This window comes from Arthrobacter sp. 01N442 (assembly GCF_056399345.1).
In genome coordinates this window covers 648,988-663,506 of the sequence record NZ_JBFTRD010000002.1, presented here as the reverse complement: position 1 = coordinate 663,506, position 14,519 = coordinate 648,988, and the positions used below count along the sequence as shown (strand labels likewise).

Annotated in this window: 14 protein-coding genes; 6 read left to right on the top strand and 8 right to left on the bottom strand. The window is 67.8% G+C overall.

Annotated elements, in window-relative coordinates:
* Positions 1-102 precede the first annotated feature (102 nt).
* The 3 genes from AC1DNC_RS05530 (at position 103) to AC1DNC_RS05520 (ending at position 2,762) form a co-directional block, all read left to right on the top strand.
* Entirely contained in the window at positions 103-579 is a 477-nt protein-coding gene (locus AC1DNC_RS05530; protein WP_476861541.1) for a hypothetical protein, read from the top strand.
* A 111-nt stretch (positions 580-690) separates the two neighbouring features.
* A complete protein-coding gene (locus AC1DNC_RS05525) occupies positions 691-1,287 on the top strand; it encodes a DUF305 domain-containing protein (RefSeq protein ID WP_476861540.1) in 597 nt (198 codons plus the stop codon).
* 125 nt (positions 1,288-1,412) lie between these two features.
* Positions 1,413-2,762 carry an ATP-binding protein gene (locus AC1DNC_RS05520; protein ID WP_476861539.1) on the top strand — a complete coding sequence of 450 codons (1,350 nt, stop codon included), beginning with the start codon at positions 1,413-1,415 and terminating at the stop codon, positions 2,760-2,762.
* Here AC1DNC_RS05520 and AC1DNC_RS05515 read toward each other — a convergent pair.
* Together AC1DNC_RS05515 and gluQRS are read right to left on the bottom strand one after the other, a co-directional pair.
* Positions 2,759-3,376 (bottom strand): HD domain-containing protein, encoded by a 618-nt coding sequence (locus tag AC1DNC_RS05515; protein WP_476861538.1) that lies wholly within the window; start codon positions 3,374-3,376, stop codon positions 2,759-2,761. The two genes, AC1DNC_RS05520 and AC1DNC_RS05515, sit on opposite strands and share 4 nt — an antisense overlap.
* Positions 3,377-3,385: 9 nt before the next feature.
* Positions 3,386-4,282, bottom strand: coding sequence for a tRNA glutamyl-Q(34) synthetase GluQRS (gluQRS, locus tag AC1DNC_RS05510; RefSeq protein WP_476861537.1), 897 nt, complete (start codon positions 4,280-4,282; stop codon positions 3,386-3,388).
* 330 nt (positions 4,283-4,612) lie between these two features.
* On the opposite strand from gluQRS, the gene AC1DNC_RS05505 reads away from it, so the two are divergent.
* Positions 4,613-5,071, top strand: coding sequence for an Lrp/AsnC family transcriptional regulator (locus AC1DNC_RS05505; RefSeq protein WP_476861536.1), 459 nt, complete (start codon positions 4,613-4,615; stop codon positions 5,069-5,071).
* Positions 5,072-5,497: 426 nt separating this feature from the next.
* On the top strand, positions 5,498-8,224 hold the full coding sequence (locus AC1DNC_RS05500) for an FG-GAP-like repeat-containing protein (RefSeq protein WP_476861535.1): 2,727 nt from the start codon (positions 5,498-5,500) through the stop codon (positions 8,222-8,224).
* A 25-nt stretch (positions 8,225-8,249) separates the two neighbouring features.
* Here AC1DNC_RS05500 and AC1DNC_RS05495 read toward each other — a convergent pair whose 3' ends face one another.
* Positions 8,250-8,705 carry an Lrp/AsnC family transcriptional regulator gene (locus tag AC1DNC_RS05495; RefSeq protein WP_476861534.1) on the bottom strand — a complete coding sequence of 152 codons (456 nt, stop codon included), beginning with the start codon at positions 8,703-8,705 and terminating at the stop codon, positions 8,250-8,252.
* Between the two features lie 102 nt (positions 8,706-8,807).
* Between AC1DNC_RS05495 and AC1DNC_RS05490 the strand changes: the two genes are divergently transcribed.
* Positions 8,808-9,461: a LysE family translocator gene (locus AC1DNC_RS05490; RefSeq protein ID WP_476861533.1), complete on the top strand. Its 654-nt coding sequence runs from the start codon at positions 8,808-8,810 to the stop codon at positions 9,459-9,461.
* Positions 9,462-9,485: 24 nt separating this feature from the next.
* Here the strand turns inward: AC1DNC_RS05490 and AC1DNC_RS05485 are convergent, their stop codons facing one another.
* From AC1DNC_RS05485 to AC1DNC_RS05465, 5 genes are all read right to left on the bottom strand, one after another.
* Positions 9,486-10,451, bottom strand: a complete 966-nt coding sequence (locus AC1DNC_RS05485) for a hypothetical protein (protein ID WP_476861532.1) — start codon at positions 10,449-10,451, stop codon at positions 9,486-9,488.
* Positions 10,452-10,491: 40 nt separating this feature from the next.
* Complete coding sequence (locus AC1DNC_RS05480) at positions 10,492-10,992, bottom strand: DUF456 domain-containing protein (RefSeq protein ID WP_476861531.1); 501 nt, start codon at positions 10,990-10,992, stop codon at positions 10,492-10,494.
* Positions 10,993-11,043: 51 nt separating this feature from the next.
* Positions 11,044-12,222, bottom strand: coding sequence for an NAD(P)-dependent malic enzyme (locus tag AC1DNC_RS05475; RefSeq protein ID WP_476861597.1), 1,179 nt, complete (start codon positions 12,220-12,222; stop codon positions 11,044-11,046).
* A gap of 285 nt (positions 12,223-12,507) precedes the next feature.
* Positions 12,508-13,095 (bottom strand): TetR/AcrR family transcriptional regulator, encoded by a 588-nt coding sequence (locus AC1DNC_RS05470; protein ID WP_476861530.1) that lies wholly within the window; start codon positions 13,093-13,095, stop codon positions 12,508-12,510.
* A 126-nt stretch (positions 13,096-13,221) separates the two neighbouring features.
* Positions 13,222-14,487 carry an MFS transporter gene (locus tag AC1DNC_RS05465; RefSeq protein ID WP_476861529.1) on the bottom strand — a complete coding sequence of 422 codons (1,266 nt, stop codon included), beginning with the start codon at positions 14,485-14,487 and terminating at the stop codon, positions 13,222-13,224.
* Positions 14,488-14,519 lie beyond the last annotated feature (32 nt).

The window sequence follows — 14,519 nt, the reverse complement described above, 5'->3', positions numbered from 1 at the left end:
CGACCCGGACGGCAGCTAAGTGGCGGGAACACAATCCGCGGGACCGTCGTTGAAAACCCGGTAGCGTGAGAGGCGCGACCTCAGCCTGGAAGGAGCAGCGACGTGGCCAAGACAGCTCGGCACAATCCGGCCGTTGTTCTTCTCCGCGTCGCGCTGCTGGCCGCCATCGCCGCCGTCATTGCCGGCCTTCTCGGAATGCATGTCTTCTCCGGCGTCCACGGAGCGTCCTCCTCGACCGGGCATCCAGCGGTTGAGTCCCAGACCACCGCGACGTCCGGCCATCAAGCTTCCGCCCGTGCAGCATCCGCCCACGCGACGTCCGGCCATCCTGCCCCAGCGGCCCACCACGAAACTCCGACGCCGCCGTCGTGCGTCTGCGGCGGAGGCTGCGGCGAACAGCACGCCTCACACGGCTCCTGCACCCCGGCCGCCCCGACCGCTTCCCCGAGCGCTCCCCCGCCGGGGACAACACTGCTCACGGTCCTGCCCCGGAGCGGGGCGGAACCCGATCGGCTTCCCGCCTACTCCTATCGCCCCGCCACGCCGACGCCGAGCGAGCTCTCCATTAGCCGGACGTAAAAGGGGATCCGGGCCGCAGATTTGCGGCATCCAGCCCCCAACGGCGCGCGCGGCCCCAGCCGCCCGCCGTCCGACGCCGGCACTCGCCGGATTCCCAAAGGATAGATTTCGATGAACAAAGTACTGACAATTTCCGCCGCGGCCATGGCCGCCGCCATCGCCCTGGCCGGCTGCTCCACCAGTTCCGACTCCGGCAGCAACATGCCCGGAATGGACCACAGCAACACGGAATCAAGCTCCGCGGCCGCAAGCACGGACCACAACGGCACGGACACCATGTTCGCGCAGGGAATGATCCCGCACCACGCCCAGGCCGTCCAGATGAGCGAGATGATCCTCAAGAAGCAGGGCATCGACCCGAAGGTGTCCGCCCTGGCCGGCCGAATCAAGGCCGCCCAGGGTCCGGAGATCGAACGCATGACCGGCTGGCTCCTGAACTGGGACGAATCCACCCAAATGCCGGGAGGCCACGCCATGTCCGGCATGGTGAGCGATGACGGCATTCGCCAGCTCGACGCCGCCACCGGTACCGATGCTGCGAAGCTGTTCCTCACCCAGATGGTCGCCCACCACGAGGGTGCCGTCGAGATGGCCAACGCGGAGGTCCGGAGCGGAAAGAACCCGGAGGCCATCAAACTGGCCAAGGACGTCGCCGCCTCCCAGACGGACGAAATCAAGGAAATGAAGGGGCTGCTGGCCGGTCTCTGAGCCCGGAGCAGCCCGGGCTTGGCTTGGGCGGCGGCGCGTAATGCCGTGCCGCCACCGCCCGGGTTCGCCTAAGCTCGAAGGAACAGTTCCACTGGCTCAGCGACGAACCACCCGGGAGACACTTCATGACCAACTGGCGGATCAGGGATTTCCATTCAGCCGACCTGGACGGGATCCTGCATCTCTGGGAATCCCTCAAGGCCACGAATGTCGAGCCTGTCTACGCGCTCTCCGAGGTTCTCGCCTCGTGCGAGAAGGACCACGCCGTCGTCGCGGTGCAGGGCGAGCAGGTGGTGGGCGCCGCCGTCGGCCGCGCCGCCCATGACCAGGGCTGGATCGTTTTCCTGGCCACCCTGCCCGAGTTCCGCGGCCGGGGAATCGGCACCTCGCTGCTGGCCGCCGTGGAGAACCGGATGGCCCCGCACGGACTGAACAAGCTCTCAGCGCTCATGCCGGAATCCGAAACCCGCGTGGAGGCCTTCCTGAGCCGCGGCTTCGTGCTGAAGAAGAACCTGCGCTACTTCGAACGCAAGATCCCCGTGCAACGCCAGGAACTCGAACCGCTCAGCCAGCTCGGCGGTCGGATCCTGGCCCGGGACCTCTGGGAAAACGTCGCCGGCATGCGCATGGAGAAGGAACTCTTGGAGCGCCGCCTCGTCCTGCCGCTGGCCGAAGCCGACCTGGCCGACGAGTACGGCGTGGTGCCGCCGCGGGCCGTGGTTCTGTTCGGCCCGCCCGGCACCGGCAAGACCACCTTCGCCAAGGCCATCGCGTCACGGCTGGAGTGGCCGTTTGTGGAGGTCTTCCCCTCCCGGCTCGCCGCCGACCCGCTGGGCCTGGCCGGCGCCCTGCGCGAGACCTTCCTCGAGATCGCCGAGCTGGAGCACGCCGTTGTCTTCATCGACGAGGTGGAGGAGATCGCCTCGCAACGTGCCGGGGATCCGCCGTCGCCGCTGCAGGGCGTCACCAACGAACTGCTCAAGATCATTCCGGCGTTCCGCGAACAGCCCGGCCGGCTGCTGGTCTGTGCCACCAACTTCATCCGCGCCCTGGATTCCGCCTTCCTGCGCCACGGCCGCTTCGACTACGTCATCCCGATCGGCCTGCCGGACCGCCTGGCCCGCGAGGCCATGTGGCAGCGTTTCATTCCCGCCACCGTGGTGGACGACGTGGATGTGGAGCTGCTGGTGGACCGCACCGAAGGGTTCTCCCCCGCGGACATTGAGTACGCTGCCCGGAGCGCCTCACAGCGCGCGTTGGAGAACGCCGTTTACGGAATGGACAGCGACGGCGGGGCGGGCACCGCGGGCGGCCCGTCCGGCGGCGCTTCCCCCGGCGCCTCCCTCCGGGAGGCGGTCCGGAAGGGTCCCGCGACCCAGGATTACCTCGCTGCGATCGCGGACACCCGGACCACCGTCAGCGCGGAGGTCCAGCAGGAGTTCCTTGAGGACATCGACCTGCTGGGCCGGGTCTAGCCCTGCGGGGTGCCGTCGTAGGAGAGGTTTTCGTAGTCGGTGTCGTCTTCCTCGTCGAGCCGGTCGTCGAGTTCCTCCAGTAGCCACGGGTTGATCCGGGCCAGGATCTTGCGGATCTCTTCGACCGGAACCGCGGCGTACAGCACCGGCCGGGCGTCGTCGTAGCGGGTGACCGGCGGCTTGTCCGGCCACTTCTCCGCCAGCGCCCTGACCCGTTCGGGCAGGGAGTTGTGCGCGTTGTCGGCAATCTTGACCAGGGTGGCGTCGTGGTCCTCGGCTATGTAGCGGATCCCGGCCTGGTAGTCGTCCGGGTTCTCGTGCAGGCGTTTCGTGACGCGCTCGATGATGTCGACGGCTCGCTCGGAAACGCCCATCTCCAGCAGCGCCTGGCGCGTCATCGGGGTGTCTTCGGCAATGTCGTGCAGGTATCCCGCGATCCGGATGTCGTCATCGAAGTCGGCCAACGCATCGCCGACGGCGATCACGTGCTCCCGGTAGGGGCGTTTGAGCTTGTCCTTCTGGCGGTTGTGCGCCACTTCGGCGAGGACCCTGGCCGTCTCGACGGTGAAATGCGGCCGGTCGGCGCGTGCTTCGGTGAACTCTGGTTCTGACATGATTCCAGCCTACGCGCCGGGGCCGCCCATCCCGGGCCACACCCACGGCTCCCTCGGGAGGGCAGCGGGATCAAACTCGTTCAGCGCCTGCACCAGCGGTCCCGCGGGCAAACCCAAGGACTCCAGCAGCGCGTCCCGCACCTCATCCGCGGTGACCCCCTCGGCCGCGAGGTCCGCGAGCGTCACCGCGCCGTCGCGCTTGGCCAGCCGGGCACCGGCGGCATTGAGCACCAGCGGCACATGGGCATATTCCGGGACGGGAATATTCAAAAGGGAGGCCAAGTAGGCCTGCCGCGGGGTGGACGGCAGCAGATCGTCGCCGCGCACCACCTGGTCGATTCCCTGCGCGGCGTCGTCCACCACCACGGCCAGGTTGTACGCGGTGACCCCGTCGTTGCGGCGGAGGACGAAGTCGTCAACTACGCCGGTAAAGCTGCCGTGCAGCACGTCCTGCACGCTCGCCTCGCTCACCCCCGCCCGGAGCCGGACCGCCGCAGGCCGAACGGCTCGCTTGCTGGCGCGCTCGGCCTCGGTCAGGTTCCGGCAGGTACCGGGGTACGCGCCCTGCGGGGCGTGCGGGGCCGACGGCGCCTCCTGGATTTCGCGGCGGGTGCAGAAGCATTCGTAGGTCAGCCCGGCCTCCGCAAGGTGCTCGATCGCGGCCGCGTAGAGGTGTTCCCGGTCGGTCTGGCGAACGACGCCGCCGTCCCAGTCCACGCCAACCGCCGCCAGGTCACGAAGCTGCTCCGCCTCGGCACCGGAGCGGGCACGATCCAGGTCCTCTACGCGCATCAGGAAGCGCCGGCCCGTTGCGCGCGCGAAGAGCCAGGCGAGGATGGCGGTGCGAAGGTTGCCCACGTGGAGCACGCCGGAGGGGCTGGGGGCAAAACGCCCGGCTGGTGTCATGGCACAAGCCTATGCCGGGCAACACAAGAGCCCCTCAGCCACCGATGACTTCGGACATCCGACGTCGGGGGCTCAGGGGCTCTTGCCGTTAAGGGTGTGCGGAAAGACGATGCGTGAACAAGAGTCAATCAGCGGCGGGCTCCTTGCGGGATGCCTTGTCCAGGGCCCGGTAGGTGTGCCGGGGAATCTGTAGCCATCGGCTGCCGGCGGTGGCCCGCATCCTTTGTTGCCACTATTTGAGCAGGAGCCATACAGTTGGCGCAACGGACTTAGAGTCTCTTGGTCAGAATGACCAGTAGGTGCCTCGACGATTAGCAGGAAGTGGTCAGATTGCAGCAACTCGACGCGACGGATCGCCGGATCCTTCTTGCCCTGGACGCGGATCCGCGGCTGCCCATCATGGTGTTGGCCCAGAAGTTGGGCTTGGCCCGCGGCACCGTCCAGTCCCGCCTGGAGCGGATGACGGCGTCGGGCGCGCTCCGGCCAAACAGCAGCCGGGTGCTGCCCTCCGCGCTGGGCCGCGGCGTCGCCGCGGCCGTAAGCGCCGAACTGGACCAGAGCCACCTGGATGAGGCGATCGCGGCGCTGCGGAAAATCCCGGAGGTGCTCGAGTGCCATGCACCCGCCGGCGACACCGACCTGCTGATCCGCGTGGTGGCCACCAGTCCCGACGATCTCTACCGTGTTTCCGAGGAAATCCGGCTGTGTCCGGGGATCGTGCGGACGTCCACGAGCATGTTCCTGCGCGAAGTCATTCCTTACCGGACCACCCCCCTGCTGGGCGGGTAAAGGGGGCGCCGCCCGCACGGCGGGCCGCCCTCCCTGGCACGAGCTGGCCGCAGTTTTCCTGACACTTTCGCTCAATTTTGGCGCGGGTTTCAGCTACGCGCGCCCGGAATCATCACCCCGTTCACAAAATTGTCATCCGTCTCATGCGTCACGTCCGTTACACTTGCGCGAAAGCAAGTATTGGGGGGGATGTGGGAGTCAACTGTACGTTGAGCCCCGTGAGCGCCGAGGGCTGCGAGCTTCGCCGGCCCGTCGATGGCGCACGGCCCCCAGTTTTTTCACTTCGACGTTCTGCGAGCTTCCGTCGGTCCTCCGGATGTGACCGACACCAGCACGATCCGCCGCGGCCCGCACTTCTGTGCCGGGGCTGGCGCCGCCGCGCACCACAACATCTCTCATCCGGTCCGGGTTATATGAAGGAACTACATGCGTTCTGCTAAGCGATCTCTGGCGTCTATCACCGGCTTCCTGCTGCTCGCGGCAGGCATGGTCTCGCTTCCCAGCGCACCGGCCGCCGCCGTGGACACCGGCGGCACCGACAGTCCGCCGACCGTTTTCGTGGACGGCACCCCCCACTCCGAGCACGTCTTCGAGCCCGGGACGAATCCCGCCGAGAAAGCCGCCGCCGGGGGCCTCCAGACCGAGTCGACGTCGGCCGGCAAAATCCAGGTCACACTGGTCACCGCTACCCTCGCCGACAACAGGACCGCCGTAGACGCGGTCGCTGCGGAGAAGGCAGTCGCGGCATCCAGCGCGTACTGGAGCAACATGTCCAACGGCCGCATCACCATGACGGTGGCCAAACGGATCCTCGGCCACAAATCTGCGGGGACCTCCACGCAGTTCTACGGCGACCTCATCGACAAGATCACCTCGGAGCTGGGTTGGCACTACGCCAGCAATACGGCCCTTGTCATTTTTATTCCGGCCTCCTCGCTGTCCGGCGGCGCGCTCGGCGCAGGCTACAGCGGCTACGTCACCGGCGGGGTCAGCGGTCGCATCCTGATGCCCAAAATTGGCGCCTACACCACCAGCGTCATCTCCCACGAGTTCGGCCATGTCCTTGGCTCCATGCACGCGGACTCCCTGCAGTGCGGCAGCGGCGCCTCCGACGTCGGGACCACCTCTTCCGGGTCCTTCGCGGATTCTTCCTGCTACATCCGTGAATACGGGGACACGACCGACCTCATGGGCCTGTCCCGCAACGATGCCTCGCCGGTCATCAGCTCCTCGCTGTGGGATTTCCTGGGCATGGGAAGCGGGACCGGCACCGACATCCTGAACGTGGGCATCGCCAACGGCGTCAAGCGCTACACGCTCAAGCCGTGGGGCGGCAAGGATCCCAACCGGGCCTTGAAGTTCACCGATCCGATCAGCGGGGAGATCTACTACCTGGAACTGCGGCAGCCCGTCGGCTACGACAGTTACCTCGCGACAGCGTCCAACGTCAGTAACCGCGGCGTGAAGATCGTCCAGCGCGGCGGAGCCACGGCGGCATCATCACTGGTCCTGAAGCCGTATTCGAAGCCGGACGGCAACGTCTACGCGAATCTCGCCTGGCAGCAGGGGAGCACCTTCGTCACCCACGCAGGCACCCGGGTCCGGATCGATTCGGTCACCGCGGATGCTGCCACCGTCACCATCACGGCCGATCCGGACCGCTGGACCAAAATCCAGTTCTCGGTCGGCGATTTCAGTGGGGACGGCCGGCCCGACATGATTTCCCGGGAGTCCAACGGCGCGCTCCTGCTGAGCCAGGGCCAGGCCGGCAACCGCATCGGGTCCCCGGTCCAGATCGGTGCAGGCTGGGACGCCTTCAACTCGGTGATCGGCAATGGGGACTTCGACGGCGATACCTTCGCCGACATCATTGCCCGAAGCTCGGACGGCACGCTGTGGCTTTACCCGGGCAACGGCCGCAGCGGCTTCCTGCCCAGGAAGCAGATCGGGTCCGGCTGGAATATCTTCAAACGCATTGTTGCCGCCGGCGACTTCACCGGCGATGGCCACAACGACCTGTTCGGCATCCTGCCCAGCGGTGAGCTCTACCTCTATCCCGGCAACGGCTCCGGCGGGTTCCTGCCGCGCAGCCAGGCCGGTTCGGGATGGCAGGTCTTCAACGGAGTTGCCGCGGCAACCGGGATGGTCGCCGGCGCCCCGGGACTCGTCGCCCGGAGCAGCGACGGAACCCTGTACCTCTACCCGGGTAACGGGTCCGGAGGCTTCCGGCCGAGGCTTGCCGTTGCCACCGGCATGGACACCACCGCAGACCTCGTGGGCGGCCAGGACTTCACGGAGGACGGCAGCACCGACGTGCTCGCCGCCCGAGCCACCGGCGCGATGGCGCTGAACGCAGGAGACGGCACCGGCAAGTTCGCCGGACGCCTGGACATCGGCGCAGGCTGGAACAAGTTCAGTGACATCTGGGAAGCCGGCGACTTCGACGGCGACGCCCGGCCGGACGTACTGGCCCGGGACACCGCCGGCGCCTTGATGTTGTACTCCGGAAACGGTTCGGGCAGCTTCAAGGGCTCCAAGCAGATCGGCTCCGGCTGGCAGATCTTCGACCGGGTCATTTCCGCGGCCAACTTCGACGGGCAGGGCGGCCCGGACCTCGTCGCCCGCTCGACCGACGGCAAGCTCTGGATGTACCCCACCAACGGCGCGGGCGGCTTCAGCCCGCGCCGGCAGATCGGGAGCGGCTGGAACATCTTCTCGAAGATCCTCTCCCCCGGCGACTTCAACGGTGACGGCCGGTCGGACATCCTCGCCCAGGGCTATGACGGAAAGCTGTGGCTCTACCCGGGCAACGGCGGCGGCGGTTTCTTGCCCAGGCGGCAGATCGGTGCCGGTTGGGGCGGCTTCAACCAGGTCCTGGCGGCGAACGACTTCACCGGTGACGGCAAGGCCGACCTGATGGCGCGCGCCAGCGACGGAAAGCTGTGGCTCTACCCCGGCGACGGCAGCGGCGGCTTCCAGCCCAGGCGGCTGATTGGCAACGGTTGGAACATCTTCCGCACCTTCGCCAGCGTTGGCAGGTTCGGAGGCATCGCCAAGCCGAACATCATTGCCACCGACACCCGCGGGACCATGTGGCTCTACACCGGCAGCGGCGCGGGCGGATTCCAATCAACCGTCCTGAACCCGCGCTAAGCCGGCCTCAGGGCCTTCGAACCGGTCAGACCGGCGGGCCGGTATTCGCCTTCAGGTTCTTCATGACCAGCGTGGAGGTCAGCCGCTCGACGCCGGGCAGCGAGGTCAGTTCGGCGTCGTAGAAGCGCTGGTACGAGGGCAGGTCTGCGGTGATGACCTTGAGCAGATAGTCGGGCTCACCGAACAAACGCTGGGCTTCGACGATGTTCGGGTTCTCCGCGACGCGGTTCTCGAAGATCTCCATGGTGGCGCGGTCCACCTGCCGAAGCGTGACGAACACAATCGCCTCGAAGCCCAGCCCGACGGCGGCCGGATCGATGTCGGCGCGGTAACCGCGGATGACGCCGGACGACTCCAACTCGCGCAGCCTGCGGTGGCACGGCGCGACGGTCAGCCCTACCTTCGCAGCCAGTGCCGTGGCGGTCATTCGACCGTCCTCACGGAGGTGGCGCAAGATACTTCTGTCGATATGGTCTATCACGCAATTATCTTATTGCCGCCGCGGATTATTCGGCGAAATCAGTAAACACTTGTTGGCTCCAAATCCCTAGGCTTACTCCTGCAGCCAACCCAGGAGAACGCCGTGAACCCCCAACTCTTCCTCGCTTTCGTCGGCGTCGCCGTGGCCCTTGCCTGCACGCCGGGGGTCGACTGGGCCTACTCGATTTCCGCCGGGCTCAAGGAGCGCAGCTTCGTGCCGGCGGTGGCCGGCCTGTGCGGCGGCTACGTCGTGCACACCGCACTCCTGGCCGCCGGTCTGGCTGCTGTAATTACGGGCCTCCCCGGCCTCCTCGGCTGGCTCACGGTGGCCGGCGCGGCCTACCTGCTGTGGCTGGGCATCAGCACGGTACGCTCCTGGCGGGATGCCAGCTTTGGCCGCCAAACCGCCACCGGGCCCGCCCAAAACACTCAGTTCAGGGCCTTCCTGCAGGGCATGGGCATCAGCGGCATCAACCCGAAGGGCCTGCTGTTCTTCGTCGCCTTGATCCCGCAGTTCGTCAGGCCCGACGCCGCCCTGTCCGTACCGGCGCAGTCAGGCCTGTTGGGCCTCACCTTTGTCCTGCTGGTAGCCGTCGTCTACAGCGGCGTGGCCCTGCTGGCCCGGAAGCTGCTGCATTCCCGGCCCGGCGCGGCCCGGCGGGTGACGCTGGCCAGCGGAGTCATCATGGTGGCCCTCGGCCTGGTGCTGCTGGCCGAACAGCTCGTCCCGCTGGCCGCGGGAACCGCCTGGCACTAGGGGCCCGGCATCGGCGGGACGGGATCATTCCCCGTTCAACTGCTTCCACTCCTGTTCCCACAGCCTGCGTTCTTCGACGTCCTTGCGGATGACTTCGAAGGTTTCGAGCTCGGCCGGCCGGCCGCGCAGCCAGTCGCGTGGATTCAGTGACCTGCGCCCGTTATCCAGCACCAGCAAGGCGCGGTCCGTCAAGGCATCGTTACGGAGCGCCAGGTGAGTCTTGCGCCGCCGGAGCACCTCCTTCAACGCCGCCTGGGAGGCCGTAGCGGCACCCAGGCGGCGCAGTGAGCGGGCGCGGATCAGCAGCAGCGCGGCCGAGAGGTCGTCGGCGTTCAGCAGCCCCTCCGTCCACACCGTAACTTCCTTGTCCCGGCCCGTCGCGAACGCCACCGAGCACCGGGCCAACGCCGCGGGCAGCGAGGGCGGAAGCGACGCCGCGGTGTGCAGCGCCGCCTCAAGGTGGCCGGTTTCCCGCAGGGAGTGCGACAGCGCCAGGAACACCGCCTCCTCACTGAAGAGCACCGGAACCTCGATGCGCTCAGCTACCCCGACCCTGGTGACCACCCGGGCCAGGTAGCCGGACGCGAACTGGTTGGCGTCGTCGTCGTTCCTGGTGGTGAGTCCGCGCTGGAGGAGTTCCGCGGCACGCAGGTAGCCGCCCTGCTTGTGGGCCAGGAGCCCGGCGAGCACATAGCAAAGCCCGGCCCAGCCGGGGTAGGTGCGGCCCAAGGCGATCAGCCGGTTGGGGTCGGTATTGTGGAAGGTCGCCTCGTGGACCGCCTTCGCCGCTTTCCCGGGCATCCGCCTAAGCCTGGGGGCAGGGCCATCCACGCTGAGCAGCGCACCGCTCCGGCCGCCGAGGGCGGTCTGCAGCATGCCGCCGACGCCGTCTGCCAGGTCCCGTACCGGCGTGCGGACCTGCGGGTTGCCGAACGGCGTGAGGTCGCGGGTGTCGCGATAGATGGGTCCTGGGGACTGTCCGGCGCTCATTCTTCCATGCTAATAGCGCCCCCTGGCGCGCAGGGAAGGGCTAGCTGGCCGCGGCCACCCAGACGCCAATGACCCAGGTGCTCACGGCAAGGCAGGCCAGGCCGAACTCCACCAGCATGCCCACTCCGGTGGCTTTCAGGGCCGCCCAACTGGTGGTCACGGCGGCACGCCAGGCGCGGGTTCGGTGGAGTTCGCTCAGCAGCAGGCCGGCCGCGAAGCCGACAAAGAGCCCCACCACCGGGATCAGGAACATGCCTGCGACGCCGAAAACCAGTCCGGCCACCACGGAACGGCCCGGCACGCTGTGCTGCTTGAGCTTGCGGCCGGTCAGCAAGGCACTGGCCGCCATGCCGGCCAGCACCAAGGCCAGGCCCACACCGAAGACCACCCAGCCGGTGGTTCCGGCGCCACCCCAGAGCGCCCAAGCCAGCAGGCTCAGGCCAATCAGGATGCTGCCGGGGAGCACCGGGATGACGATCCCCGCCACGCCCACCAGAATGGCCAGGCCGCAGAGCACAGTCACGAGGATTTCGGGGTTCATGCCCCCAGTCTATGGCTGGCTACTGCGCGGCCCGGCCCCCGCGCCGGTGCGCTACTCCGCCTCCACCGCCGCGGCGACGGCGGCGGAAACGGCCGGGGCGACGCGCGGATCCAGCGGGCTCGGCACGATGTAGTCGGCAGAGAGATCGTTCTCGGCCAGGTCGGCGATGGCGCGGGCCGCGGCGAGCTTCATCGCGGGGGTGATCCGGCGGGCACCGGCGTCGAGGGCACCGCGGAAGATGCCGGGGAACGCCAGCACGTTGTTGATCTGGTTCGGGAAGTCGCTGCGTCCGGTGGCGACGACGGCGGCGTACCGGGCCGCGACCTCCGGCAGCACTTCCGGGTCCGGATTGGAGAGAGCGAAGACGATGGCGCTGTGGTTCATCAGCTTTAGGTGCTCTTCGTCCAGCCGGGAGGAGGAGACGCCGATGAACACGTCCGCGCCCAGCAGGGCTTCTGCGGGGCCGCCGGCGACGCCGCGGGGATTGCTGCGGGCGGCAAGCTGGGCCTTTTTGCTGGCCGAGTCCGCGGCGATGTCCGTACGGTCGCGGTTGATCACGCCGCGGGAGTCGAGCAGCACGACGTCGTCGATTCCGGCGCTGAGCAGGATCTCAGCGACGGCGATCCCGGCCGCACCGGCGCCCGAAACCACCACCCGGAGTCCCTCGAGTTCACGGGCCGTCACCTTCGCGGCGCCGGTCAGCGCGGCGAGGACGACGACGGCGGTGCCGTGCTGGTCATCGTGCATGACGGGGCAGTCGAGGGCCTCGATCAGCTTTTCCTCAAGCTCGAAGCAGCGGGGCGCCGATACGTCCTCAAGGTTGACCGCGCCAAAGCTGGGACGCAGCCGGACGAGGGTCTCGACAATCTCGTCAACGTCGGTGGTGTTGAGGACCAGCGGGATTGAGTCAAGGTCGCCGAAGGCCTTGAAAAGCGCAGACTTGCCTTCCATGACGGGCAGTGAGGCACTGGCACCGATGTCGCCAAGGCCCAGCACCGCAGTGCCGTCGCTGACCACCACTACGAGGCGCTGGGCCCAGGTGAGCGTCTTGGCCAGTTCCGGGTCGGCGGCGATGGCGCGGCTGACCTGGGCGACGCCGGGCGTGTAGGCGATGGACAGGTCGCGCTTGCTGGCGAGCGGTACGGTGCTGGAGATCGAGAGCTTGCCGCCCTGGTGGGAGGCGAGGATCTCCTGGTCGGTAAGCGCGGCTACCGGCGCTTCTGCCGCCACGGCCGGGGAAGTGAGTTGGGCGGGAATGGTCGTTTCAATGGACACGTCGTTGTCTCCTGGGGCTCACCGTGGGCATACGGCACTTGGCTGCTCGGGCACAGGGGGTGCCCAAGATGGTCGGGGGAACTTCCTGGGCGGCCCCGGGGTGGCGGACCTGCGGTGAAGCTCCCGGAAGTGCTGGCGCTTGCGCCGCTCCGGTTCTGCAATCGTAAACAACGGCGATCCCCGGCGGAGATTCCGCCGGACATAATCCGGTAACTGGTCTAGACCGCCCGGGCCCTTGGGCTACTTGGCCTCGCGGCCCCTGGCCAGCAGCGAGCAGGCCTTTTTCAGGTCCTCCTCCGCTTCGAAAAGCGACAGCCGGCGGCACCGCACGGACTGCACCAGGCCGGTGACAGTGAGCAGCAGGACCCGTGAGACGGCGGGGTCGCCGCTGACCGCGGTCACAGCCTTCTCCGCCGTCGCGTCGATGTCCCTGAGCAGGCGGGTGGTGTCCGTGTCCTTCGCGTAGACCGTGAGGTTCAGGCATTGCTCCACGGCGGGCTGCATCAGGCGCATGTGGAAGATTTCCATCACCGCGCCCACCAGGGCGTGCGCCGGCGCCCGGGCCCCGTCCGGCCATTCGCCGAGATGGAGTTCGCCGAGCTGCTTGCGGTACAGGGCCAGCATCAATTGCGTGGAGGACGGGAAATAGCGGTACAGGGTTCCCAGCGGGACATCCGCCCCGGCTGCCACCTCGGAGAGGACCACGGAGTCGAGTCCCTTGCGGGCAAAACCCGCGGCGACGTCCAGAATGCGCGCATAGCGCAGGCGCTGCCGGGGCAGGGTGGGCGGCGGGGCCATTGGTGGAAGATCCGAAGGGAATTCAGGCATCAGCAGCGTTCCGGGGTCGTTTTCTCGGCAGCCGGGAGGGTTAGTCCACAGCACTGCCGCGGGAATCCCGTCCACTATACGGCACGGTATGGGGCTCCCTGCCAGTCAAACGAGCTCCCCTGCCGGCTAGTCCACACCCTTGATCTTGACCACGAAAACGGCGCCCAGCAGCCCGATCACGGCCGCCGCAATGTATAGCGAGACGTACCCGCCCCAGAGCGCCACGAACGGGTAGGCGATCAGCGGAGCCAGCACCTGCGGCAGCGAATTGGCGATGTTGATGACCCCCAGGTCCTTGCCCCGGTTCAGAGCCGTGGGCAGCACCTCGGTGATCAGGGCGAAGTCGACAGCGAGGTAGGCGCCGAAGCCGATGCCCAGCACCGAGGCGCCGATCAGCGCCCCGGGCCAGGTCGGGGCGAAGGCAAGGATCAACGCGGCCGCCGCGATGACGGCCGAGGACAGGATGACGAGCGGCTTGCGCCGGCCCATCCGGTCACTGAGCCGGCCGCCGATCACACTCGTGATGATGACCATGACCGCGTACAGGCCGGTCAGGACCAGGACGCCGACCTCCGCCTCGATGCCCTGCGTCTGCGGCAGGTGGACGGCGTCGGTGAGGAAGAACAGCAGGTAGAGCGTCACCATGTGGTTGCCGATGTTCACCAGCAGGCGGGTGAGCCAGGCCCAGGCGAAATCCGGGTACCGGGCCGGGGAAATCCAGAAGCTCTTGGCAAATTCGGCCGGTACGAGCCGCGGCCTGGCTTCCCGCGGCAGCGCGACGTCGTCGTTCTTGAAGAAGTACAGACCGACGCCGGCCAGCAGGGCCACCGCGCAGAAGGCGTAGCCAAGCGCGAAGTTGCCGGAGACGACGGCGGCGATCACGGCCCCGATCAATATGCCCATGGTCTGGCCCATCGCGGCGAGGCCTCCCACGGTACCGCGCTGAGCCACCGGCACCCGGTCCGGAACGGCGGCGGTGATGGCCGCGTAGGCTCCGTTGCAGCCTGCCTGGACGAGGCACCAGAGAATCGTCATAACGGCGACATTCGGGGCTCCCGCGAGGGCAGTCAGCGCGGCGGCGCCAAGGATGGCACCGAAGAGGACCCACGGCACCCGGCGGCCCCGCCGCGCAATCGTCCGGTCGCTCAGGGCCCCGAACAGGGGGTTGGCCACGAGCGACACAGCCGCTCCCGCGCCGGTCACGAGGGCCAGGATCGCCTCCTTCTCGCCTTCGTCGAAGGCCGCCGCCTGCTGGCCGAGGAGCACCTGAAGCGGGCCGAAGAACGCCGCGTTGATGCCCACGTTGACCAGGACCACGCCTGCGGTCCAGACCGGGCGGACGCGTTGCTGCGGTTCGGCGAGCGCCGGCGCGGCGATATTGGACAGGCTCATATGGTTCCCCCCGGAACTGATGCTGGAGCTGA

Coding starts and splice junctions, on each gene's coding strand:
- AC1DNC_RS05525 (WP_476861540.1), top strand. CDS start 691: ATGAACAAAGTACTGACAATTTCCGCCGCGGCCATGGCCGCCGCCATC.
- AC1DNC_RS05520 (WP_476861539.1), top strand. CDS start 1,413: ATGACCAACTGGCGGATCAGGGATTTCCATTCAGCCGACCTGGACGGG.
- AC1DNC_RS05515 (WP_476861538.1), bottom strand. CDS start 3,376: ATGTCAGAACCAGAGTTCACCGAAGCACGCGCCGACCGGCCGCATTTC.
- gluQRS (WP_476861537.1), bottom strand. CDS start 4,282: ATGACACCAGCCGGGCGTTTTGCCCCCAGCCCCTCCGGCGTGCTCCAC.
- AC1DNC_RS05500 (WP_476861535.1), top strand. CDS start 5,498: ATGCGTTCTGCTAAGCGATCTCTGGCGTCTATCACCGGCTTCCTGCTG.
- AC1DNC_RS05485 (WP_476861532.1), bottom strand. CDS start 10,451: ATGAGCGCCGGACAGTCCCCAGGACCCATCTATCGCGACACCCGCGAC.
- AC1DNC_RS05480 (WP_476861531.1), bottom strand. CDS start 10,992: ATGAACCCCGAAATCCTCGTGACTGTGCTCTGCGGCCTGGCCATTCTG.
- AC1DNC_RS05470 (WP_476861530.1), bottom strand. CDS start 13,095: ATGCCTGAATTCCCTTCGGATCTTCCACCAATGGCCCCGCCGCCCACC.
- AC1DNC_RS05465 (WP_476861529.1), bottom strand. CDS start 14,487: ATGAGCCTGTCCAATATCGCCGCGCCGGCGCTCGCCGAACCGCAGCAA.